Source organism: Variovorax boronicumulans (assembly GCF_030812215.1).
GTDB classification, from domain to species: Bacteria; Pseudomonadota; Gammaproteobacteria; order Burkholderiales; family Burkholderiaceae_C; genus Variovorax; species Variovorax boronicumulans_C.
In genome coordinates, this window is sequence record NZ_JAUSSG010000001.1 from 474,755 (window position 1) to 494,550 (window position 19,796).

Here is a 19,796-nt window from a genome sequence, read left to right on the forward strand (position 1 = left end):
GCCCAGGTCGATCAGCCAGGCAAAGCGCCGGCCTCGTACTGCTGCACGAACTCCCCGCTCGGCGGGATCGGCTTGATGATGTCGATCAGCACGCCGTTCGGGTCGCGCGTGATGAAGTGGCGTTGGCCGAACGCCTCGTCGCGCAGCGGCAAAAGGATCGGCAGGCCCGCGGCCTTCAGCCGGTCATGAACCGCATCGGGGTCGTCCACCTCGAAGTTCAGCAGCAGCCCGCCCACCACCTGGCCGCGCGCTGGTGCGGGAATGGTCTCGTGGCGGCCGTCGAGCACGGCCAGGTTCACCGAAGGCTCGCCCTCCAGCTGCAGGTGCACATACCAGTCGCTGGTGAAGAGCGGCACGAAACCGAAGTGCGATTGGTAGAAGGCGGCGGTGCCGGCCACGTCCCCGGTCATGACGACCGGGTAGTAGCTCGTGACTTTCATGGGAAGCATGGGACAGGTCCTTTCATAAAACATACAGACTGTACGTACGTTAAATACTAACCTACAGACAGCCTGCATGTAAATTACCTTCCATGGCCACCAACCGCGAACGTACCGAAAGCACCCAGCTCGCGCTGATCGAAGCCGCCCGCGCGCTCTTCGTCAGCAAGGGCTACGGCGACACCTCCACCCCTGAAATCGCGCAGGCCGCAGGCATCACGCGCGGCGCGCTGTACCACCACTTCGCGGACAAGCGCGACCTGTTCCGGCAGGTGCTGGCGCGCGAAGCGATGGCGGTCGCGGCCGACATCGAAGCCGCCACGCCCGAGCAATTGAGCCCACGCGAAGCGCTGCTCCAGGGCAGCGAGGCTTACCTGAACGCCATGACCGTGCCGGGCCGCACGCGGCTCTTGCTGGTCGATGGCCCGGCCGTTCTGGGCATGGCCGAGGCCATGGCAATCGACGATGCCAACGCCGCGCAGTCCCTGCGCGAGGGGCTCAAACGCGTCGGCATGGGGCGCGGCGAGGTCTCGGTCGATGCGCTCTCGCAGTTGCTGTCGGCCGCCTTCGACCGCGCAGCGCTGGAGATCGACGCGGGCGCGGACGCCAAGGAGGTCCGCGCCGCCATGCGCTGGCTGGTCGAGCAGGCGCTGGGGTCCGTCAAGAAACGTTGACCGGCCCTCAGACGATCCCGCGCCCGCCCATGCGCACGGGCCACTTCGCCACCGTGCCGCGCTGCATCGATTCGAGCGTTGTCTGCGTGAACACGTTGATGCTCACGTGCCGCGCGAGGTAGTGCTCCAGCACCAGGCCCAGCAGGTACGGGCTGGTGCCCGAGAAGCCCTCTTCGTCCACGCTCAGGGTGCACTGCACGCCGCGTCCGTAGATCAACGGCCCCGAGCCCGGCAGGCGCCGCGTCACCGGCTCGATGCGCGAGCCCACGAGGCTGTCGATCTGCCGGCGCAGCACGTCGCTGTCGGCCGACACGAACAGCCGCAGCATGTCGCGCAAGGCCTGGGCGCCTTCTCGGTGCGGCATGTCGGCCAGCGGCAGGTGGTTGAAGCCCAACTGGCGAATCAGCCGCCATGCGATTTCGCGCTGCGCGAACGGCGACTTCGGCGTGCTCGGCGGGCGGATCAAGCCCACAGCCGAGACCGGGATCGAATCGGACACCGCGAGATCGGAATGCCCGTTGCGCGGCACCAGGCACGGCAGGTCGCGGTTCGTGAGCATCGCCTTCACCGACAGATAGCGAAGGCTCTCCGGATACGGCGCCTCGTGCTGGTCGACCAGCGAGAGAAACACCTCGGTACCGATGTAGGGCGTGCGCGTGCCGTACTTGCGCGCCGTGTCGGAGGCGAGCCGCTGCTCGCGGCGCACCGAGAAGTAGCGGCCATGGTTGCCTTCGTCTTCGTTGAGCGTCTGGTAGAGCGGGCGGAACTCCAGCTCGGCCGTGGTTTGCGCCTGCTGGCCCGCGATGCGCTGGACCGAATAGACCTCGAAGTCGAGCGGCCGCGAGCGGTCGGGCACCAGGTGGAACTCGGGCTGCGCCGCATTGAGTTCGACGCGGTCGGTGCGCCGCTCGAAGAGGTTGATCACCGGCGTGCTGAACAGCGCGAACTGCCCCGCATCGACCAGCGAACCCAATGGCCCCGGCGGCTTGCTCAACAGCACGACGATCTCGACCTCCTTGCCCTGCGCCCGCGCAAGTCCCGGCGCCAGCTGGGTCAGCGTGAAGAAGTAGAAGCGCTCGGGGCACGCGAAGTATTCGTGCAGCAGGTTGTGGCCATGAAAGGTGTTCCATGCCAGCGGCAGCAGCCCCTGCCCCGGCGCCAGCCCTTCGTGCACCAGCGCCCCTTCGGTTACCACGTGCGGCCGCTCCATCAGCTTGCCCGGCTCGCCGACAAAGGTTGCCACCGCCGAGGTGTGCAGCAGCTCGAACAGATGCGAGGCCACATGCTCGTTGCCACGCAGGTAGATGGGCAGCCGGTCGAGCCCGACCAGCGCGCCGAAACCCATTTCGCCCACGGTGCGCAGACGCAGGCGCAGCGCGCCCGTTACCTGGACATGCGGCGGCAGGTAGCGCTCCAGCGCGGGAATGTCGGGCGGCGCGCCGGTGAGCTTGGCATCGACGATCTCGATGGGCCAGAGCGTCACGTCCTGGCTGGAGCGGAACTCGCACGGCGTTTCTTCGCCCGCCGGCACGCGCGCATGAAAGGCCGTGCCGCGCGGCACCACGAAGCCGCGCGTGAAGTCGCCTTCTTTCACGCTCGGGTGCAGTTGCGCCACCGCCATCGACGGCGTGGGGCTCAGGTAGTTGGGGTACAGCACTTCGAGCAGCCGCTGCGTGAAGCGCGGGAACTCCGCGTCCAGCTTGATCTGCATGCGCGCCGAAAGAAAACTGAACGACTCGATCAGCCGCTCCACATACGGGTCGGCCACCTCGATGCCGTGCATGCCCAGGCGCCGCGCGATCTTCGGGTGCGAGGCAGCGAACTCGCTCGCGGCCTCGCGCATGTAGACCAGTTCCTTGTTGTAGTAGTCGAGCAGTTGCGGGTCCATGGTGGTGCGATTTCCCTGAATGAAGTGGGTTGTGTTGTTTGTCGTGACGAAGGATCAGCGCGAGGAAGAGATCACGCGCATGCGGTTGGTCTCCAGATCGACGGCGCTCTGCACGGTGAAGGCCAGCGGGTAAGGCCGAAGGTGAATCAGCGCGCGAATCTCGAACAGCAGCACGTTGTACTCACCCGCCGCGCCGCCCTCCTTCATCAGCGGCACGACCGTCACCGTCTCGGGAATCAGGCGCGGCTCGTAGTCCTGGATGGCGCGGCGGATGATGCGTTCGATGTCCGCCCACCGGCGCTCCGACAGGTAGCTGCCCGCCAGCGGCGGCACGCCGAAATTGATGGTCGAGGACGCCGCTTCGGCATGGCGCGCGCGGTCGATCAGGTCTTCGGCGTTGGTGGTGTTGAGCAGGTAGGCCAGGTCGCGCTGCACGATGTCGCGCATCTGCGCGGGCGTCACGGCGTACTCGGAGGGCAGCTCGCTGGTGCGGCTCGGGGCCTCGTCGCGCAGGCGGTCGAACAGCGTGGGGAGCAATTGCGCGTTGGGGTGCGCCGCCCGGGCATCGGCCGGACGGAGCGAACGCGCCCCGGGGTGTGCGGGGTGGGAGCCGGTGAAGGGAAACTGCTCGGCAGGTCGCATGGCTGGGCCTTTCTGGAAGGGCCAGAGTCTTGCGTGGATGCGGACGGCGCATTGCAAACAATGGTCACATCCAGCGGTGCGTGCCGACAAAGGCGCGCAAAGCGGAGATTTGTCATGAGCGCCGCGCCAAGAGTGCCTCCCTCGGCGCTTCGAGAGTCCTACAGCACAGGCCGCCCCTCGCCGACATCCCCCACGCCATCGAAGTCTCATCCTTGATTCATCCCAATCAACGAGGAGTCCTCGCGTGAATTCCATCATCTACATCGTCGGTCTGGTCGTGGTCGTCGTCGCCGTGCTGTCGTTCTTCGGCCTGCGCTGAGAACGCACCGCGCTTTTCGATCCGACATCCCTTCGAAAACGGGGCCGCACGCGGCCCCGTTTCATATGGGCGCCCGCAACGCGCCGGGCATAATTCCGGCGCCCCGGCACTCCGCAGGGCACGACCAGCGAAGGGACCCTGTTGACCGACACCGCGTTGCGCGAACCTGCCTTTCCGGAAGCGGTGATCACCGAGGCGATCCGATGGACCGAAGAGACCGGTCCGCTCGACGACGCGCAGGCCCTGCGCATTGCCGCCTCGCGTGCGAACGACGGTCACGCCCGCATCACCGAACGCGCCCTTCAATTGGGCGAACGCATCGGGCTCCAATCTGAATTGACACGCGCCCGCCAATGGGCGCCGTGGGTGCTGCTCGGGCTGGTGGCGCTCGTCGTCGTCGCGGGGCTGGGCCTCGCGGGCAATGTGGTGGGCGGTGGCGAGCGCCACATCAACGTGATCGTCGCGCTCGTGAGTTTGCTGGGCCTGCACGCGCTCACGCTGCTGCTCTGGCTCGTCGGCCTGTGGCTGCCGGCGGGGTCGTTCGGCACCGCGTCGCTCGGCTGGATCTGGCTGTCGGTCACCGCGCGCGTGGCGGGCGGCAAGCGCGGCCAGGCACCGCTGCTGATGCGCGCAGCCACCGGGCTGCTGACCCGCGCCCGGCTGCTGCCCTGGGCCTTCGGGCTCGTGAGCCATGGCATCTGGACACTGTCTTTCGCCGTGGTGCTGGCCGCGATGCTCTTCGCGCTCGCCTTTCGCAGCTACACGCTGAGCTGGGAGACGACGATCCTCGATCCGGCCTTCTTCGTGCGCGCGGTGCAGCTGTTGGGGTGGGCGCCGTCGCAACTCGGTTTTCCGGTGCCTGATGCCGCCACGGTTCTCTCGGCCGCGCCGGGCGCCGCGGGCCAGCGCACCTGGGCGATGTGGCTGACCGGCTGCATCGTCGTCTACGGCCTGCTGCCGCGCCTTGCGCTGGTGCTGTTGAGCGCCGCCGTCTGGCGCAGCCGCCGCAAGGCGTTGCAGCCCGACTGGAGCGAGCCCTACTACCGCAAGCTGCTCGCTCGTTTCACAGCCCTCGCGCCGGCCGCCATCGTCGATGCGGACCCGGGGCGCATGCGCGGCGCCGCGCCCGCCCGGCTGGCGCCCTCCGAGCTGCAGGACGCGCTCTTCGTCATCGGCTTCGAACTGCCGCCCGACACGCCGTGGCCGCCCGCCGGCCTGCCCGTAGATCTGCTCGCCCGTGCCGCGCAGGTGCTGCGCATCGACGGCAGTGCCCCCACCCGCCGCATGCTGCTCGACCAATTGGCGCAGGCCCGCCCGCGCGCCGTGCTGCTGGTGTGCCACGCCGCATCGAGCCCCGACCGCGGCACCGAACGGTTCCTGCGCGAAGTGCTCGCGCATTGCGGCGAATGCCGCCTCTGGCTGGCCGATGCGCCTGGCGACGGCGCAACCGCCCGCTGGATCGACTGGCTGCGCGACACCGGCCTCGAACGCATCGCGGCGAGCGACCGGCTCGACATCGCCTTGCAGGGCTTCAACCCCACACCATGACCCAGGACGCCGCCATCCGCATCGCCGTCGTCGGCCACACCAACGCGGGCAAGACCTCGCTGCTGCGCACGCTCACACGGCGCATCAACTTCGGCGAGGTGTCGCAGCGCCCGGGCACCACGCGGCATGTCGAATCGGTCGATCTCGATGTGAACGGAACGGCCGCCGTGCGCTTCTTCGACACGCCCGGCCTCGAAGACGCGGTCGCGCTGCGCGAACACCTCGCGGGCTTCGATGCAGGAGCCACGCCGCCCGAGCGCATCCGCCAGTTCCTGCGGGGGCCCGAGGCTCAGGGCGTGTTCGAGCAGGAGGCCAAGGTGCTGCGCACCATGCTCGAGATCGATGCGGCCTTTCTGGTCATCGACGTGCGCGAGCCGGTGCTGCCGAAGTTCCGCGACGAGATCGAGCTGCTCAATTCCTGCGCCCGCCCCGTGCTGCCGGTGCTGAACTTCGTGCGCGATGCCGCCAGCCGCGAGCCGGCGTGGAAAGAACTGCTCTCGGCCTACGGCCTGCATGTGCAGGTGCGCTTCGATGCGGCCGCGCCTTTCGTCGGCGCCGAGCGCGACCTCTACAACGATTTGGCCACGCTGCTGCGCGAGCGCCGCGACCAGCTGCGTGGCATCGTCGATTTCCTCGACACCGAAGCCGCCGAGCGCCGCCACGCCGCCTGCACGCGCATCGCTGGATTGCTGGTCGATGCGGCCGCGATCCGCCGCACCGTGTCGGCCACCGAATTCGCCGACGCTGCGCAGCGCGAAGCCCTCGTCGCGGCCCTTCGCAAGACCGTGTTCGACAAGGCCCAGCGCTGCACCGACGACCTGCTCGCGCTCTACGGCTTTCGCCAGGGCGATGCCGACGAAGCGCCGCTCCCGATGATCGAAGGCCGCTGGACGCTCGACTTCTTCAGCCCCGAGGCGATGAAGGACGCGGGCCTGCGCCTGGGCAAGGGCGCCGTCATCGGCGCCGCCGTGGGCGTGGTGGCCGACCTCGCGGTGGCGGGCCTCTCGCTCGGCGCGGGCGCGGCATTGGGCGGCGCCATCGGCGGCGCGGTGTCGCAAGGCTGGGGGCCGCTCGGCCGCAAGCTCGCCAACAAGCTGCGCGACGTGCACGAAGTCACCGTGGAAGATGGGGTGCTCTTCACCCTCGTCGCCTGGCAGCTCAAGCTCACGCAGGCACTGGAGCAGCGCGGCCATGCGGCAACGCAGCGCATCCACACCGAGACGCCCGAGGACGGCGATGCGCCCACGCGCGCCGCAGCCGCCGCGGTGCGCGGCGCGCAACCGGCACGCAACCACCCCGAGTGGGAATCGACCGGCATCGCGACGCGCAGCTTCTGGCGCCCTTCGCCGCAGCGCGAGGCGCTGGTTGCCGACCTGTCGCGCGCCCTGCTGCCCGCCTTCGAAGCCTGACGCCGGGCTTCGCTTGCAGCCGGCGTTGGCCGGCTCCTACGCGCCGACCGCCGCGAACGGTCCAGCGTTCGAACGATGTTCACCGGCACATCGAAAGGAGCACCCCATGGCCGTCGAATGCAAGCTCTTGGCCGCCCCGTTGATCGGGCGCATCTGGGAAGGCCGCACCCCCATCGCGCGGGCGGATGAATACCTGCACTACAGCGTCGAGCACGGCATCGCCGAGATCGCCAAGAAGCCCGGCTGCCTCGGCGTGCAGTACTTTCGCAAGCTGAACGGCAATGTGGCGGAATTCCGCACCGTGTCGTTCTGGCGCTCGATCGACGAGATGCAGGCGATGCACGCCACGCGCGGCGATCCGCTGCGCGTGGCGCCGTTGGCGCGCGATCCCGAGTTCCTGCTGGAGCTGCCCGAGTTCGTGGACCTCGTCGAGGTGCACGTCAACGCGTTCGGCAGCAGCCGCTGAGGCTCAACCCTCCAGCAGGTCTTCGAGCATCAGCGGCAGCCGGCGCAGCCGCTTGCCGGTCGCGTGGAACACCGCGTTCACGATGGCGGGCGCCACGCCCACCATCGCGACTTCGCCCAGGCCCTTCACGCCCAGCGCGTTGAGCCGCGTGTCGGGCTTGCCGACGAAATCGACCTCGATGCGGCCGATGTCCGCGGCTACCGGCATCACGTATTCGGCGAGGTCGGCGTTGAGAAATCCGCCGTAGCGCGGATCGACCTCGCTCACCTCGCGCAGCGCCGCGCCGATGCCCCAGACCACGCCGCCTTCGACCTGGCTGCGCGCGGTGCGCGGGCTCGCGACGGCGCCGCAGTCCGCCACGCTCACCACGCGCGGCACGCGGATGCGGCGCGTGGTCGGCTCGATGCGCACCTCGACGAAATGCGCGATGAAGCTGAAGGCGACGAAGTCCGGATACACCGGCCCCGCCGCAGCCGGCAGCCCGCCGGTCAGGCGGCCGAACACCTGCTCGGGCTGGCCGGGCGCGCGGCGCCGGCTTTCGGCTTCGGCAAACGGCCGGCCCGAGGCACGCAGCAACGCAAGCGCGGTGACGCCGCTTTCGCCCGCCGTGCCGCCCGCGTTCTTGCGCAAGTCGTCCATCAGCCGCTGTGCGGCTTCCAGCACGGGCGGCAGCGCCGTGGCCGTGCCCCACGAGCCCGCGGTCAGGTGCTGCGGCGCGGCCGTCGTGTCGCCGAGCGCGATCTCTATGGCCGCCACCGGTGCGCCGAGCGTGCGCGACACCGTCACGGCAATCGCGGTGCGCATGCCCTGCCCCATCTCGTGCCCGCCGACCGCCACGCGCACCGTGCCGTCGGTGTTCAGGCGGACAGTTGCGATGGCCGGCGCGACGGCCGCCTTGTAGGTGCCGATCGCCACGCCCCAGCCGACGAGGCTGCCGTCGGGTGCGCGCATCGAGCCCGGCGCCATCGTGCGGCGCGCCCAGCCGAAGGTCTCGCTGCCCTTGACCAGGCACTCGGCCACATGGCGCGACGAAAACGGCTTGCCCGTGAGCGGATCGGCCGCGGCGTCGTTGGCGAGCCGGAAAGCCACCGGGTCGCGGCCGAGCGCATAGGCCATCTCGTCGACGGCGCTCTCGAAGGCAAAGGCGGCCGGGTGCTCGAAGGGCGCGCGCATGTAGCCGGGCGTCTGCACGTCGGTGCGCACCAGCCGCTCGCGCCCCCGGTAATTGGCGATGCCGTAGAGGCGCGAGGTGATCTCGGTGCCGAGCGAGGGGAACAGGTCGTGCCGCGAGGTCTGCTGGTCGATCTCGTGGACCGCCGCGACGAGCCGGCCGTCGCGGTCCGCGCCGAGCCGCACATGGTGCCGGCTCGCGGGGCGGAAGCTCGCGTTGTGGAAGAGCTGCGCGCGCGTCATCGCCAGCTTCACCGGCCGCTGCAACGCGCGCGCGGCGATGGCCACCAGCGCGGTGTGCGACTGCAGCGAGTTCTTCTGCCCGAAGCCGCCGCCCAGCGTGGGCGACAGCACGCGCACCTTCGCCGGCTCGATGCCCAGCTGCTTGGCCAGGCCGTGCCGCACGCCTTCGGCGTTCTGCGTCGGCTCGCGGACGGTGAGCACGCCGTCGTTCCACTCGGCCACGGTCGCGATGATCTCCATCGGGTTCTGGTGCTGCGCGGGCAGCGTGTAGCGCAGGTCCACCGTCACGGGCGCGCTGGCGAGCGCGCCTTCCGGATCGCCCGCGCGTCGGTCGGCGAACATGGGCTGCGGCAGCACCGCGGTCTGGGCGAGCGGTTCGGCGTCGGGCGCGTCGAGGGTCGCGACGAACGGCGTCGCCTCGTACGTGACCACCACCAACGCGGCCGCCTCTCGCGCCGCTTCGAGCGTGTCGGCCACCACCATCGCGACACTCTGGCCGCGGTAGGCGATCTGCGCCGAGCGCAGCGGATAGAAGCTCTGGAAGCCGAAGCCGCCGCCCATCAGGAAGCCGCCGGTGTCGAACGCGCCGACGTTCTCGTGGGTGAGCACCGTGCGCACGCCGCGCACGCGCTGCGCCGCCGAGGTGTCGATGCGCGTGATGCTGCCGCGCGCGATGCGCGAAGGCACCAGCGCGGCATGCAGCAAACCGGGACGCGCGTCATCGGCCGCATAGCGCGTGGCGCCGCGCACCTTGTCGTGCGCATCGACGCGTTCGGCGCCGGCACGGGGCGTGTTCCTGTTCGTGATCGTGGGGGTCGCCATTTCAGCTCCTGTCCTTGGCCAGCATGAGCGCGTCGGTCACCGTCTCGATGCCGAGCGCCACCTTGAACGCGTTGTGTTCGAGCGGTTTCGCGCCCGCGAAAGCCAGCTCGGCCGCGCGCCGTGCGGCGGCCCGGGTGAGCGGCATGCCGACCAGGCTGCGCTCGGCCTCGGTCGCTCGCCACGGCCGGGTCGCGACGCCGCCGAGCGCAATGCGCGCATCGGCCACGCGGTTGTCGCGGATGTGCACCGCCACCGCCGCCGAGGCGAGCGCGAAGGCGTACGACTCACGGTCGCGGATCTTGTGGTAGGTCGACGCGCGGCCGACGGGCCCGCGCGGAATGCGGATGCGCACGATCAGCTCGTCGGCCGCCAGCACCGTCTCCAGGTGCGGCGTGGCGCCGGGTTCGCGGTGCAGCTCGCGCACCGCCACCGTGCGCTCGCCGCGCGGGCTCACGGTGTCGACCACCGCATCGAAGGCCGCGAGTGCGATCGCCATGTCGCCGGGGTAGATCGCCACGCAGGCCTCGCTGCCGCCGAGCACCGCATGCCCGCGGTTGGCACCGCCGATGGCCGCGCAGCCGCTGCCGGGCACGCGCTTGTTGCAGGCGAACTCGGGGCCGCCGCGAAAGTACGCACAGCGCGTGCGCTGCAGCAGGTTGCCGCCCACGGTGGCCATGTTGCGCAGTTGCTGCGAGGCGGCCTTCCAGAGCGATTCGGAGAGCGCCGGAAACTCGCGCAGCACCACCGCGTGCTCGGCCACATCGCTCATCGCGGCGAGCGCGCCGATGCGCAGCTCGGTGCGCTCGCTCGCGTCGATGCGGGCGAGCCCCTCGATGCGGGTGATGTCGATCACCGTGGCCGGCGCTTCCACACCGAGCTTCATCAGGTCGAACAGCGTGGTGCCGCCCGCGAAGTAGCGTGCGCCGGGCTGGTGCTCCACGAGCAGCTGCACCGCCTCGCCGGTGCTGCGGGGGCGCAGGTAGGCGAAGTCATGCATGGCGGGCTCCCTCGCTGCGGCGCATTTGCGGCGCGGCTTCGCGGATCGCTTCGAGGATGCCGGCGTAGGCGCCGCATCGGCAGATGTTGCCGCTCATGTATTCGCGGATCTGCGCGTCGCTGGTGGCATGGCCTTCGCGCACGCAGGCAATCGCCGCCATCACCTGGCCCGGCGTGCAGTAGCCGCACTGCAGCGCGTCGTGGTCGATGAAGGACTGCTGCATCGGGTGCAGCGTGCCGTCGGGCGACTCGATGCCTTCGATGGTGGTGACGGCGCAGCCGTCGGTCTTCACCGCGAGCGTGAGGCACGAGGCCACGCGGCGGCCGTCCACGTGCACCGTGCAGGCGCCGCACTGGCCGTGGTCGCAGCCCTTCTTGGCGCCGGTGAGGCCCAGTTGCTCCCGCAGCACGTCGAGCAGCGAGGCGCGCGGCTCCAGCGCCAGCTCGTAAGGCTTGCCGTTGACGGTGACGCGGGTGGCCTGCGAGCCGGCATGCGGATTCGCGGGGGCTTCGGGTGTCGCGGCAACGGCGCCGCAGGCGGCGGCCACGCCGGCGCCGGCGGCCGTGGTCATCATGAAGGTGCGCCGGTTGAGGGCGGGCTTGCCGTCCGCCGCGCGCAATGTCGGGGTGTCGTTCATCGTGGGCTTTCTTCTGGGGAGGGAAACGGGGGAGCGAGCGTCAGAGCTCGCGGCCGCGCCAGGCATCGACCGAGCCGGGCCCGCTGCCGCGCGCGGTGATGAAGAGCGCCACGAACACCAGCATCAGCGGGTACTCGAAGCCGCGGTCGATCCAGGGGAAGGTCGGCGCCAGCAGCCAGCTGATGACCAGCATCTGCACCGTCACCATCGGCGCGACCAGGCGCGTGAGAAAGCCCACCGCCAGCATCAGCCCGCCCACGCCTTCGAGCAGCGCGATGAACCAGCCGATGAGCGGCGCGGCCGGCAGGTGCAGCACATCGGCGATCAGGTTGACCGAGCCCGCCATCGGGTCGGCCATGCTGCCGTGGCTGCGGCCCAGCAGCTTGGGCACGCCGTGCGTCATGAGCATCAGGCCGAAGGCGATGCGCAGCAGCAGGTAGCCGAGGTGCTCGAGCCGGTCGTAGAGGCCTTTGAGGCGCGAAAAGATCAGTGGCATGCGTCGCTCCGTGGTTGGTTCGGGGCGAGTCTCTCTATTCCTACACGCTGAATAAAGCCTCTAATCCTGTCAATACAATCCAACAGAACTCAACAATCAAGACCGAGGACGGACGCCAGATGGACCGCTTCGATGCCATGCGGTTGTTCACCCGCATCGTCGAGCTGGGCAGCTTCACGCAGGCCGCCACCACGCTCGACATTCCGCGCGCCACCGCCACCCACGCCATCAAGGAGCTGGAAGCGCGGCTGCAGGTGCGGCTGCTCGAGCGCACCACGCGGCAGGTGCGCACCACGGCCGACGGCCAGGCTTTCTACGAGCGCTGCCGCCATCTGCTGCGCGACCTGGAAGATGCGGAAAGCTCGCTCGCGCAACTGGCCGTGAACCCGCGCGGGCGGCTGCGCATCGACATCCACGGCGCGCCCGCCAACGACCTTCTGCTGCCGCGCATCGGCGAGTTCCATGCGCGCTATCCGCACATCGAGCTCGCGATGGGCAGCGGCGACCGGCTGGTCGATCTCGTGCGCGAAGGCGTGGATTGCGTGGTGCGCGCCGGCGAGCCGCGCGATTCGTCGCTGGTCACGCGGCGGCTCGCGCTGGTGCCGCAGGTCACCTGCGCAAGCCCGGCTTATCTCGCGATCCACGGCACGCCACTCGCCCCGGCCGACCTCGCGCAGCACATCGGCGTCAATTTCTTCTCGGCCTCACGGCCCGATGTGTTTCCGTACCGCTTCGAGGTGAAGGGCAAGGTCGAGGAGCACACGCTCAAGGGCTGGATCAGCGTCAACAGCGCCGACAGCTACAAGATCTGCGCCGAGCAGGGCTGCGGAATCATCCAGGTGCCGCGCTACGGCATCGAGCGGCAACTGCGCGAAGGCACGCTGGTGGAGATCCTCGCGCATGCGCCCTGCCCGCCGATGCCGCATTCGGTGCTGTACCCGCACCACCGGCAGCTCTCGCCGCGGGTGCGGGTGTTCATCGACTGGGTGACCGAGGTGTACGTGGACCGCTTCGGCGCGCTCAGGTAGCGGATCGCTCAGTTCGCGCCGCTGCCCAGCGCCTGCAGCTTCGCGTAGTCGCCCGGCCGCGCGCCGAACTGCTCGGGCGTCGAACGCTTGGCGATGCGCTCCAGGAACGCCTGCCGGTTGACCGGCGAGACGGTCATGCCCTTGCTGCGCAGGAACTGCTCGTCTTCGAGCTCGCCGGCGATCACGCCGACGTTGGTCCACTTGGCGGTTTCCACGAGCGTCTTCTCGACCATCGCCTGCTGCGCCGGCGTGAGCTTCGCCCACGCGGCCTTGCCGATGACGATGCCCAGCGTGTCGTAGATGTGCCCGGTCAGCTGCACGTACTTCTGCACCTCGTAGAGGCGCTTGTCCTTCACCGTGCCGAGCGGGTTTTCCTGCGCCTCCGCCTCGCCCTTCTTGAGCGAGCCGTAGAGGCTCATGAAGGGCAGCGTGACGGGCTTGGCGTCCAGCGCGGTGGCGAAGAGCTGGTAGGCCGAAGCATCGGGCACGTACAGGCGCAGGTCGCGAAAGTCCTCGGGCTTCTGCAACGGCTTGCTCGACGTCACTTGCCGCGCGCCGTAGTACACCGGGGCAACCATGTGGTTGCCGCTCTTCTCGTCGTAGCCCTTCATCAACTCCGCGAGCAGCGGGCTCGCGAGGTACTTGCGCATGTGGGCGAGGTCCTTGAAGGCGAAGGGGTAGCTCCCGAGGCGCAGCGGCGGATAAACATCGGCCAGCGTGGCCTGCCCGACGTAGGCGATCTGCATGGAATCGTTGGCGAGCATCAGCGCGAAGTCGCCCTCCTGGCCCAGCTTGGACGAGGGCACCACCTCGATCTTGATCTTGCCCTCGGACTGCTCGCCGATCTTGCGTGCCGCCAGCTCCGCCTGCTGGTGAAAGATGCTGCCGGGCTCGAACACGTGGCCCCATTTCAATTGCAGCACCTGCGCCTGGGCGGCCGCGCTCGCGACAACGCCGCCCAGTGCCATCAGCAGGACGCCCGCCCGGCGCCACGGCAAGAAACGCTTCATGAACTCTCCCTCTGTTGAGAAGGCCAACCCTGTGCAAATTGCGCGCCAGAACCCAGGCGGACCGCCGGAACGGTTCCGGCGTGGCGATCGTAAGATTTTGAAACAAAGGTGGTAACCGGGGTTTGCCCGACTGCGGGCATGCCCCCTCCCGCACACGCAAGAATCTTTATCGTGTGTCCTTGCCCCGGCCGCTTCAACGCACACGCCCCCCGGGCAACACTGCGCACCGAGAGCGACCTGGAGACAACACAAGATGAAAGCCCCCCGATTCCTGCGCCGCACCGCGCTGCAGGCCTGCCTCGGCATTGCCATTGCCGCCTTCGCACCGGCGGCACTCGCCGCCTACCCCGACAAGCCCGTGAAGCTCGTCATTCCCTACCCGCCCGGCGGCGCCACCGACGTGATCGGGCGCATCGTCGCGCTCAAGCTCGGCGAGCAACTGGGCCAGCAGGTGGTGGTGGACAACCGCGGGGGCGCGGGCGGCAACATCGGCGCCGAGGCGGTAGCCCGGGCGCCGGCTGACGGCTACACGCTGCTGATGGGCGCGCTGACCTCGCACGCGACCATGGCGACGCTGGGGAAAGGGCGCCTGCGCTACGACCTTGTGAAGGACTTCGCGCCGGTGATGGTCGTCGGCTCGGTGCCGCTGGTGGTCGTGGTCAATCCGCAGGTGCCGGCGACGACGCTCAAGGAATTCATCGCCTACGCCAAGGCCAACCCCGACAAGCTCAACTACGCCTCGTCGGGCGCGGGCTCGCCGCAACGCATGGCGGCCGAACTGTTCCAGCGCGAGGCCGGCATCCGCATGACGCACATCGCCTACAAGGGCAGCGGCCCCGCGATGACCGACATGGTCGCGGGGCAGGTCAACACCATGGTCGAGACCGCGCCGGCGTCCCTCCCCTTCATCACCGCGAACAAGCTGCGCGCGCTGGCCGTTGCCACGCCGCAGCGCATCTCGATGCTGCCCGACGTGCCCTCGGCGGTCGAGGCCGGCGTGCCGAACCTGGAGGTGAGCTCCACCTTCGGCGTGCTGGCGCCGGCAGGCACGCCCACAGCCATCGTCGCGCGGCTGAACGAAGCACTCTCGAAGGTCGTGCAGTCGGCCGAGGCGAAGGAGATGCTGCTCAAGCAGGGCGTGTACGCGGCGCCGCCCACCACGCCCGCGCAGTCGGCCGGGCAGATCCAGGCCGAAGTGGCACGCTGGAAAAAAGTGATCGCCGAGTCCAATATCAAGTCCGACGAATAAGACAAGCAACCCACGAACAAAACCCATGTCCGATTCCCCTTTCGAGCCCGACGACAACGCCTCCGACCGCAACGCAGGCATGCGCAAGGGCCTGACCAGCTACGGCGACCGCGGCTTCTCGCTCTTCCTGCGCAAGGCCTTCATCAAGGGCGCGGGCTACACCGATGCGGCGCTCGACCGCCCCGTGGTCGGCATCGCCAACACCGGCAGCGCCTACAACCCCTGCCACGGCAACGCGCCGCAGCTCATCGAGGCGGTCAAGCGCGGCGTGATGCTCGCGGGCGGCCTGCCGATGGACTTTCCGACGATCTCGGTGCACGAGAGCTTCGCCGCGCCGACCAGCATGTACCTGCGCAACCTGATGTCGATGGACACCGAGGAAATGGTGCGCGCGCAACCCATGGATGCGGTGGTGCTCATCGGTGGCTGCGACAAGACCGTGCCTGCGCAGTTGATGGGTGCGGCCTCGGCCGGCCTGCCGTCGATCCAGCTCATCACCGGCTCGATGCTCACCGGCAGCCACCGCGGCGAACGCGTGGGCGCCTGCACCGACTGCCGCCGCTACTGGGGCAAGTACCGCGCGGGCGAGATCGACATCGAGGAAACCGCCGACGTCAACAACCAGCTCGTGGCCAGCGTGGGCACCTGCTCGGTGATGGGCACGGCCAGCACCATGGCCTGCATCGCCGAGGCGCTGGGCATGACGATGCCGGGCGGCGCCTCGCCGCCGGCGGTGACGGCCGACCGCATCCGCATCGCCGAGCAGACCGGCGCGCAGGCGGTGCAGATCGCGCGCGACCGGCTCACCATCGACAAGGTGCTGACGCCCGCCGCCTTCGAGAACGCGATGCGCGTGCTGCTGGCCATCGGCGGCTCGACCAACGGCATCGTGCATCTCGCGGCCATTGCCGGGCGCATGGGCCTGGACATCGACCTGCACGCGCTCGACCGCATGGGCCGCGAGACGCCGGTGCTGCTCGACCTGAAACCTTCGGGCCAGCACTACATGGAAGACTTCCACGCCGCGGGCGGCATGGCGACGCTGCTGCGCGAGCTCAAGCCCCTGCTGCACCTGGACGCGCTCACGGTCACCGGCCGCACGCTCGGCGAAGAAATCGAACGCACCGGGCCGGGCTTCAGGCAGGACGTGGTGCGGCCCGCGAGCCAGCCGATCTACCCGCAGGGCGGCATCGCGGTGCTGTGGGGCAATCTGGCACCGGGCGGCGCGATCATCAAGCAGTCGGCTGCCGATGCGAAGCTCATGGAACACGAAGGCCGCGCCGTGGTGTTCGAGAACGCCGAGGACCTGGTGACGCGCATCGACAGCGACGCGCTCGACGTGACGGCCGACGACATCCTGGTGCTCAAGAACATCGGCCCCAAGGGTGCGCCGGGCATGCCCGAGGCGGGCTACATCCCCATTCCGCGCAAGCTAGCTCGCGCGGGCGTGAAGGACATCGTGCGCATCTCCGACGGCCGAATGAGCGGCACGGCCTTCGGCACCATCGTGCTGCACGTCACGCCGGAGTCGGCCATCGGCGGGCCGCTGGCCTATGTGCAGAGCGGCGACCGCATCCGGCTCAGCGTGGCGAACCGCGAGATCGCGCTGCTGGTGTCCGACGACGAACTCGCGCGCCGCGCGAAGGAAACGGTGGTGGTCGAGCCGACGGCCGACCGGGGCTACAAGAAGCTGTTCCTGCAGACGGTGACGCAGGCGGACAAGGGCGTGGACTTCGACTTCCTGCGCGCGCCGAACACGGTCGGCAAGGTCCCGCGCTAACTAACCGAAGACGGCCTGCGCCTCGGCGAGCAGCGCCTGCGCGAGCGCTGCACGCGGTCCCTGCGCCGCCCAGATGAGCCCCACGCGCCGCACCGGCGCACGCTCGGGCAACGGCACGCGGGCGATGTTCATGCCGGCGCGCCACATCGGCGCCCAGTCGGGCAGCAGCGCCACGCCGAGGCCTCGCCCCACGAGAGCGGCGACGGCCATGAGGCTGTCGATCTCCAGCCGCTGCCGCACGCGGATGCCGTGGTCGCGCAGGTACCGGTCGGCAAGCTGTCCGCCCAGCACCGAGCGGTCGTAGCGGATGAAGGGCTCGGCGGCCAGCAGCTCGTGCGCCGCGCGGTGTGCCAAGGCCTCGGGCGCGACCACCACCAGCGGCTCCTCGAGCAGCGTCTCGAAGCTGCAGCCCTTGCCGACGGCGAACTGCGGCTCGACCACGATGGCCGCATCGAGCGCCCCGCTCGCCACCTGCCGGCACAGCTCCACCGAACTGCCGGGCGCAACGAACACCGAGAGGTCGGGAAAGCGCGCGTAGAGGCGTTCGAGCACCGGCGGCAGCACGCCGGTCAGCGCCGAGATGAACACGCCCAGCCGCAGTTCGCCGAGCGAGACGCCGCCGCTGGTGGCGGCGCGTAGGTCGCGCACATCGCGCAGCACGTTGCGCGCGCGGTCGAGCATCTTCAGGCCCGCCTCGGTGGGGCGCACCGAGCGGCCGGCGCGCTGCACCAGCGGCACGCCGATGTCGTCTTCCAACGCCTTGACGCGCGCGGCGATTGCGGCGGGTGTCAGGTCGAGCCGCCGCGCAGCCTCGGCCATCGAGCCCAGTTCGACCACGGCGACGAAGCTCTGCAGGTATCGCGTATCCATGCGCGCGAATGTACGCGCCGCGCGGGGCGACCCGGGTCTCAGGCGGCGACGGGCGCCGGCGTCAGGAACGGCGTGATGTTGCGCATCGCGCGCACGACGTAGTCTTCTTTTTCCCCGACGGGCGCCACGTAGTGCATCGCGCTGCGGGCCTCCTCCACGCCCACCAGGCGGGCGATGACCCAGGCGGCGAGGTACTGCGACGCCAGGCAACCGCCCGCGGTCGCCACGTTGCCGTTCGCAACGAAAGGCTGATTCAGCACAGCAACGCCGGCGGCCTCGACCCAGGGCTTGGTCGTCAGGTCCGTGCAGGCCGGCACGCCTTCGAGCAGCCCCAGCTTCGCCAGCACCAGCGCGCCGGAGCACTGCGCGCCCAGGAGCTGCCGCGACGGGTCGAGCTGCAGCTGCGCCATCAGCGCCGCATCGGCAACCACCTCGCGCGTCAGCATGCCGCTGCCGACGATGACCGCATCGGCCTCGCTGGCTTCGCGCAGCGAGGCCTGGGCTTCGAGCACCACGCCGTTCATCGACCGCACGCGCGCGGTCGGGCTCGCGATCGACACGCGCCAGCCCGGCGTCTTGATGCGATTGAGGATGCCGAGCGCGATGAGCGAGTCGAGCTCGTTGAAGCCTTCGAAGGTGAGGATGGCGATATGCATGCACCGCATCGTAGGCAGGTTGATCAATACAATCAAAAAATTGTCATGGATACATTGCCGCATGCCTCAAGCCCGCTACAAGCAGTTGGTCGATGCGCTTGCCGCGCAGATCCGCGAGGGCAGCCTGCCACCCGGCACGCGCCTGCCGACACTGCGCAAACTTGCCGCGCAAAAGGGCTTAGCGCTCGTCACCGCAAGCCGCGTCTATGCGGAGCTGCAGGCGATGGGCCTGGTCAGCGGCGAGACCGGCCGCGGCACCTTCGTGCGGGAGAGCCTGCTGCCCCGGGGCCTGGGCATCGACCAGCACGCCGCGGCCTCGGGCATGGTGGACCTGAACTTCAACTACCCCTCGCTGCCGGGCCAGGCCGAAATGCTGCGCGCGGGGCTGCGCCAGCTCGCCGCCTCGGGTGACCTCGAAGCGCTTTTGCGCTACCAGCCGCACGGCGGACGCCCGCACGAGCGCGCGATCGTCGCCGGGCATCTCGCATCGCGCGGCCTTGCCGTGGGCGTGGACCAGGTGATGATCGTGAGCGGCGCCCAGCACGGTCTCGCAACCACCGTCATGGCACTGCTGCAGCCGGGCGACGTGGTCGCGGCCGACGCGCTCACCTACCCGGGCTTCAAGGTGTTGGCCGAGGCGCATCGCCTGGAGCTCGCACCGATTCCCGCGGCCGGCCATGGCCCCGACCTCGACGCGCTGGAGCGGCTGTGCAAGAGCCGCCGGGTGCGCGCCGTCTACACGATGCCGACGCTGCACAACCCGCTCGGCTGGGTGATGGGCGCGAGCCGGCGGCGGCAACTGGTCGCCATCGCCCGGCGGCACGGGTTGCTCATCATCGAGGACGCGGCCTACGCCTTTCTCGCCGAGGACGCGCCCGCGCCGCTGGCCGCGCTGGCTCCGGAATCGACGGTGTATGTCTCGGGTATTTCCAAGAGCATCGCGACCGGGCTGCGCGTCGGCTTCGTCGCCGCGCCCGGCGCATGGGTGCCCGCGATCGAGCGCGCGATCCGCGCCACCACCTGGAACACGCCCAGCGTGATGACGGCCATCGCCTGCGGCTGGCTCGAGGACGGCACCGTCACACGCCTGGAGGCGGAGAAGCGCAGCGATGCGATGGCCCGGCAGGCGATTGCCGCCGATGTCTTCGCGGGCATGCGGTGCGTGCGCCACCCGTCGTCCTACTTCGTGTGGCTGCCGCTGGGAGAAGAGGTACGCGCCGACCGGGTGGCCCAGGCGCTCATGCGCGACGGGATATCGGTGTCGACGGCCGAGCCTTTCGCGACCTCCGCGCAGGTGCCGCATGCGATCCGCCTCGCGCTGGGATCGGTCGGCCTGGACGTGCTGCACGACGCGCTGGCGCAGGTCAGGCGCACGATCGACGCGTACGCCATCTGAAGTGCGGGGCGTGGGGCGCGTGGGGCGCGTGGGACGCGTGGGGCGCGTGGGGCGCG

18 protein-coding genes are annotated in these 19,796 nt (G+C 69.7%); 8 read left to right on the forward strand and 10 right to left on the reverse strand.

Annotated features, from left to right (window positions below; translation table 11 throughout):
• Nucleotides 1–11: 11 nt before the first annotated feature.
• Nucleotides 12–440: a VOC family protein gene (locus tag J2W23_RS02170; protein WP_176658976.1), complete on the reverse strand. Its 429-nt coding sequence runs from the start codon at nt 438–440 to the stop codon at nt 12–14.
• A 92-nt stretch (nt 441–532) separates the two neighbouring features.
• Between J2W23_RS02170 and J2W23_RS02175 the strand changes: the two genes are divergently transcribed.
• Nucleotides 533–1,114: a TetR/AcrR family transcriptional regulator gene (locus J2W23_RS02175; protein ID WP_307647511.1), complete on the forward strand. Its 582-nt coding sequence runs from the start codon at nt 533–535 to the stop codon at nt 1,112–1,114.
• 7 nt (nt 1,115–1,121) lie between these two features.
• Here J2W23_RS02175 and tssF read toward each other — a convergent pair whose 3' ends face one another.
• Together tssF and tssE are read right to left on the reverse strand one after the other, a co-directional pair.
• Nucleotides 1,122–3,002: a type VI secretion system baseplate subunit TssF gene (tssF, locus tag J2W23_RS02180; RefSeq protein ID WP_176658148.1), complete on the reverse strand. Its 1,881-nt coding sequence runs from the start codon at nt 3,000–3,002 to the stop codon at nt 1,122–1,124.
• 54 nt (nt 3,003–3,056) lie between these two features.
• On the reverse strand, nt 3,057–3,644 hold the full coding sequence (gene tssE, locus J2W23_RS02185; RefSeq protein WP_307647512.1) for a type VI secretion system baseplate subunit TssE: 588 nt from the start codon (nt 3,642–3,644) through the stop codon (nt 3,057–3,059).
• A 460-nt stretch (nt 3,645–4,104) separates the two neighbouring features.
• Here tssE and J2W23_RS02190 point away from each other — a divergent pair, with 460 nt between their 5' ends.
• From J2W23_RS02190 to J2W23_RS02200, 3 genes are all read left to right on the forward strand, one after another.
• Nucleotides 4,105–5,511 (forward strand): DUF2868 domain-containing protein, encoded by a 1,407-nt coding sequence (locus J2W23_RS02190; RefSeq protein WP_307647513.1) that lies wholly within the window; start codon nt 4,105–4,107, stop codon nt 5,509–5,511.
• A complete protein-coding gene (locus tag J2W23_RS02195) occupies nt 5,508–6,920 on the forward strand; it encodes a GTPase/DUF3482 domain-containing protein (RefSeq protein WP_307647514.1) in 1,413 nt (470 codons plus the stop codon). Before J2W23_RS02190 ends, J2W23_RS02195 begins: the two co-directional genes overlap by 4 nt.
• A gap of 106 nt (nt 6,921–7,026) precedes the next feature.
• On the forward strand, nt 7,027–7,386 hold the full coding sequence (locus J2W23_RS02200) for a hypothetical protein (protein ID WP_307647515.1): 360 nt from the start codon (nt 7,027–7,029) through the stop codon (nt 7,384–7,386).
• Between the two features lie 3 nt (nt 7,387–7,389).
• Here the strand turns inward: J2W23_RS02200 and J2W23_RS02205 are convergent, their stop codons facing one another.
• The 4 genes from J2W23_RS02205 to J2W23_RS02220 are packed head-to-tail and all read right to left on the reverse strand — an operon-like array spanning nt 7,390 to nt 11,751.
• Complete coding sequence (locus tag J2W23_RS02205; protein ID WP_307647516.1) at nt 7,390–9,621, reverse strand: xanthine dehydrogenase family protein molybdopterin-binding subunit; 2,232 nt, start codon at nt 9,619–9,621, stop codon at nt 7,390–7,392.
• Between the two features lies 1 nt (nt 9,622).
• Nucleotides 9,623–10,618 (reverse strand): FAD binding domain-containing protein, encoded by a 996-nt coding sequence (locus J2W23_RS02210; protein ID WP_307647517.1) that lies wholly within the window; start codon nt 10,616–10,618, stop codon nt 9,623–9,625.
• A complete protein-coding gene (locus tag J2W23_RS02215) occupies nt 10,611–11,255 on the reverse strand; it encodes a (2Fe-2S)-binding protein (RefSeq protein ID WP_307647518.1) in 645 nt (214 codons plus the stop codon). Before J2W23_RS02215 ends, J2W23_RS02210 begins: the two co-directional genes overlap by 8 nt.
• A gap of 40 nt (nt 11,256–11,295) precedes the next feature.
• A complete protein-coding gene (locus J2W23_RS02220; RefSeq protein ID WP_307647519.1) occupies nt 11,296–11,751 on the reverse strand; it encodes a DoxX family protein in 456 nt (151 codons plus the stop codon).
• A gap of 119 nt (nt 11,752–11,870) precedes the next feature.
• Here J2W23_RS02220 and J2W23_RS02225 point away from each other — a divergent pair, with 119 nt between their 5' ends.
• Nucleotides 11,871–12,779 (forward strand): LysR family transcriptional regulator, encoded by a 909-nt coding sequence (locus J2W23_RS02225; protein ID WP_307647520.1) that lies wholly within the window; start codon nt 11,871–11,873, stop codon nt 12,777–12,779.
• 8 nt (nt 12,780–12,787) lie between these two features.
• On the opposite strand, the gene J2W23_RS02230 is transcribed toward J2W23_RS02225, so the two are convergent.
• Nucleotides 12,788–13,789 carry a sialic acid TRAP transporter substrate-binding protein SiaP gene (locus J2W23_RS02230; protein ID WP_307647521.1) on the reverse strand — a complete coding sequence of 334 codons (1,002 nt, stop codon included), beginning with the start codon at nt 13,787–13,789 and terminating at the stop codon, nt 12,788–12,790.
• A gap of 253 nt (nt 13,790–14,042) precedes the next feature.
• Between J2W23_RS02230 and J2W23_RS02235 the strand changes: the two genes are divergently transcribed.
• Both J2W23_RS02235 and J2W23_RS02240 read left to right on the forward strand, forming a co-directional pair.
• A complete protein-coding gene (locus J2W23_RS02235) occupies nt 14,043–15,038 on the forward strand; it encodes a Bug family tripartite tricarboxylate transporter substrate binding protein (RefSeq protein WP_307647522.1) in 996 nt (331 codons plus the stop codon).
• 25 nt (nt 15,039–15,063) lie between these two features.
• Entirely contained in the window at nt 15,064–16,818 is a 1,755-nt protein-coding gene (locus J2W23_RS02240) for an IlvD/Edd family dehydratase (RefSeq protein ID WP_307647523.1), read from the forward strand.
• Here J2W23_RS02240 and J2W23_RS02245 read toward each other — a convergent pair whose 3' ends face one another.
• Both J2W23_RS02245 and J2W23_RS02250 read right to left on the reverse strand, forming a co-directional pair.
• Nucleotides 16,819–17,688, reverse strand: a complete 870-nt coding sequence (locus tag J2W23_RS02245; protein ID WP_307647524.1) for a LysR family transcriptional regulator — start codon at nt 17,686–17,688, stop codon at nt 16,819–16,821.
• Between the two features lie 38 nt (nt 17,689–17,726).
• Nucleotides 17,727–18,344: a DJ-1/PfpI family protein gene (locus J2W23_RS02250; protein ID WP_307647525.1), complete on the reverse strand. Its 618-nt coding sequence runs from the start codon at nt 18,342–18,344 to the stop codon at nt 17,727–17,729.
• Nucleotides 18,345–18,405: 61 nt separating this feature from the next.
• On the opposite strand from J2W23_RS02250, the gene J2W23_RS02255 reads away from it, so the two are divergent.
• The gene (locus tag J2W23_RS02255) at nt 18,406–19,740 is read left to right on the forward strand and encodes an aminotransferase-like domain-containing protein (RefSeq protein ID WP_307647526.1); all 1,335 of its coding nucleotides are present in this window, start codon (nt 18,406–18,408) and stop codon (nt 19,738–19,740) included.
• Nucleotides 19,741–19,796: the final 56 nt, after the last annotated feature.

Excerpts from the sequence above, each read along its gene's own strand:
- J2W23_RS02200 (WP_307647515.1), top strand. The coding sequence starts at position 7,027 with ATGGCCGTCGAATGCAAGCTCTTGGCCGCCCCGTTGATCGGGCGCATC.
- J2W23_RS02215 (WP_307647518.1), bottom strand. The coding sequence starts at position 11,255 with ATGAACGACACCCCGACATTGCGCGCGGCGGACGGCAAGCCCGCCCTC.
- J2W23_RS02175 (WP_307647511.1), top strand. The coding sequence starts at position 533 with ATGGCCACCAACCGCGAACGTACCGAAAGCACCCAGCTCGCGCTGATC.
- J2W23_RS02205 (WP_307647516.1), bottom strand. The coding sequence starts at position 9,621 with ATGGCGACCCCCACGATCACGAACAGGAACACGCCCCGTGCCGGCGCC.
- J2W23_RS02230 (WP_307647521.1), bottom strand. The coding sequence starts at position 13,789 with ATGAAGCGTTTCTTGCCGTGGCGCCGGGCGGGCGTCCTGCTGATGGCA.
- J2W23_RS02220 (WP_307647519.1), bottom strand. The coding sequence starts at position 11,751 with ATGCCACTGATCTTTTCGCGCCTCAAAGGCCTCTACGACCGGCTCGAG.
- tssF (WP_176658148.1), bottom strand. The coding sequence starts at position 3,002 with ATGGACCCGCAACTGCTCGACTACTACAACAAGGAACTGGTCTACATG.
- J2W23_RS02240 (WP_307647523.1), top strand. The coding sequence starts at position 15,064 with ATGTCCGATTCCCCTTTCGAGCCCGACGACAACGCCTCCGACCGCAAC.
- J2W23_RS02225 (WP_307647520.1), top strand. The coding sequence starts at position 11,871 with ATGGACCGCTTCGATGCCATGCGGTTGTTCACCCGCATCGTCGAGCTG.
- J2W23_RS02250 (WP_307647525.1), bottom strand. The coding sequence starts at position 18,344 with ATGCATATCGCCATCCTCACCTTCGAAGGCTTCAACGAGCTCGACTCG.
- J2W23_RS02195 (WP_307647514.1), top strand. The coding sequence starts at position 5,508 with ATGACCCAGGACGCCGCCATCCGCATCGCCGTCGTCGGCCACACCAAC.
- J2W23_RS02235 (WP_307647522.1), top strand. The coding sequence starts at position 14,043 with ATGAAAGCCCCCCGATTCCTGCGCCGCACCGCGCTGCAGGCCTGCCTC.
- J2W23_RS02245 (WP_307647524.1), bottom strand. The coding sequence starts at position 17,688 with ATGGATACGCGATACCTGCAGAGCTTCGTCGCCGTGGTCGAACTGGGC.
- J2W23_RS02255 (WP_307647526.1), top strand. The coding sequence starts at position 18,406 with ATGCCTCAAGCCCGCTACAAGCAGTTGGTCGATGCGCTTGCCGCGCAG.
- J2W23_RS02170 (WP_176658976.1), bottom strand. The coding sequence starts at position 440 with ATGAAAGTCACGAGCTACTACCCGGTCGTCATGACCGGGGACGTGGCC.
- tssE (WP_307647512.1), bottom strand. The coding sequence starts at position 3,644 with ATGCGACCTGCCGAGCAGTTTCCCTTCACCGGCTCCCACCCCGCACAC.
- J2W23_RS02210 (WP_307647517.1), bottom strand. The coding sequence starts at position 10,618 with ATGCATGACTTCGCCTACCTGCGCCCCCGCAGCACCGGCGAGGCGGTG.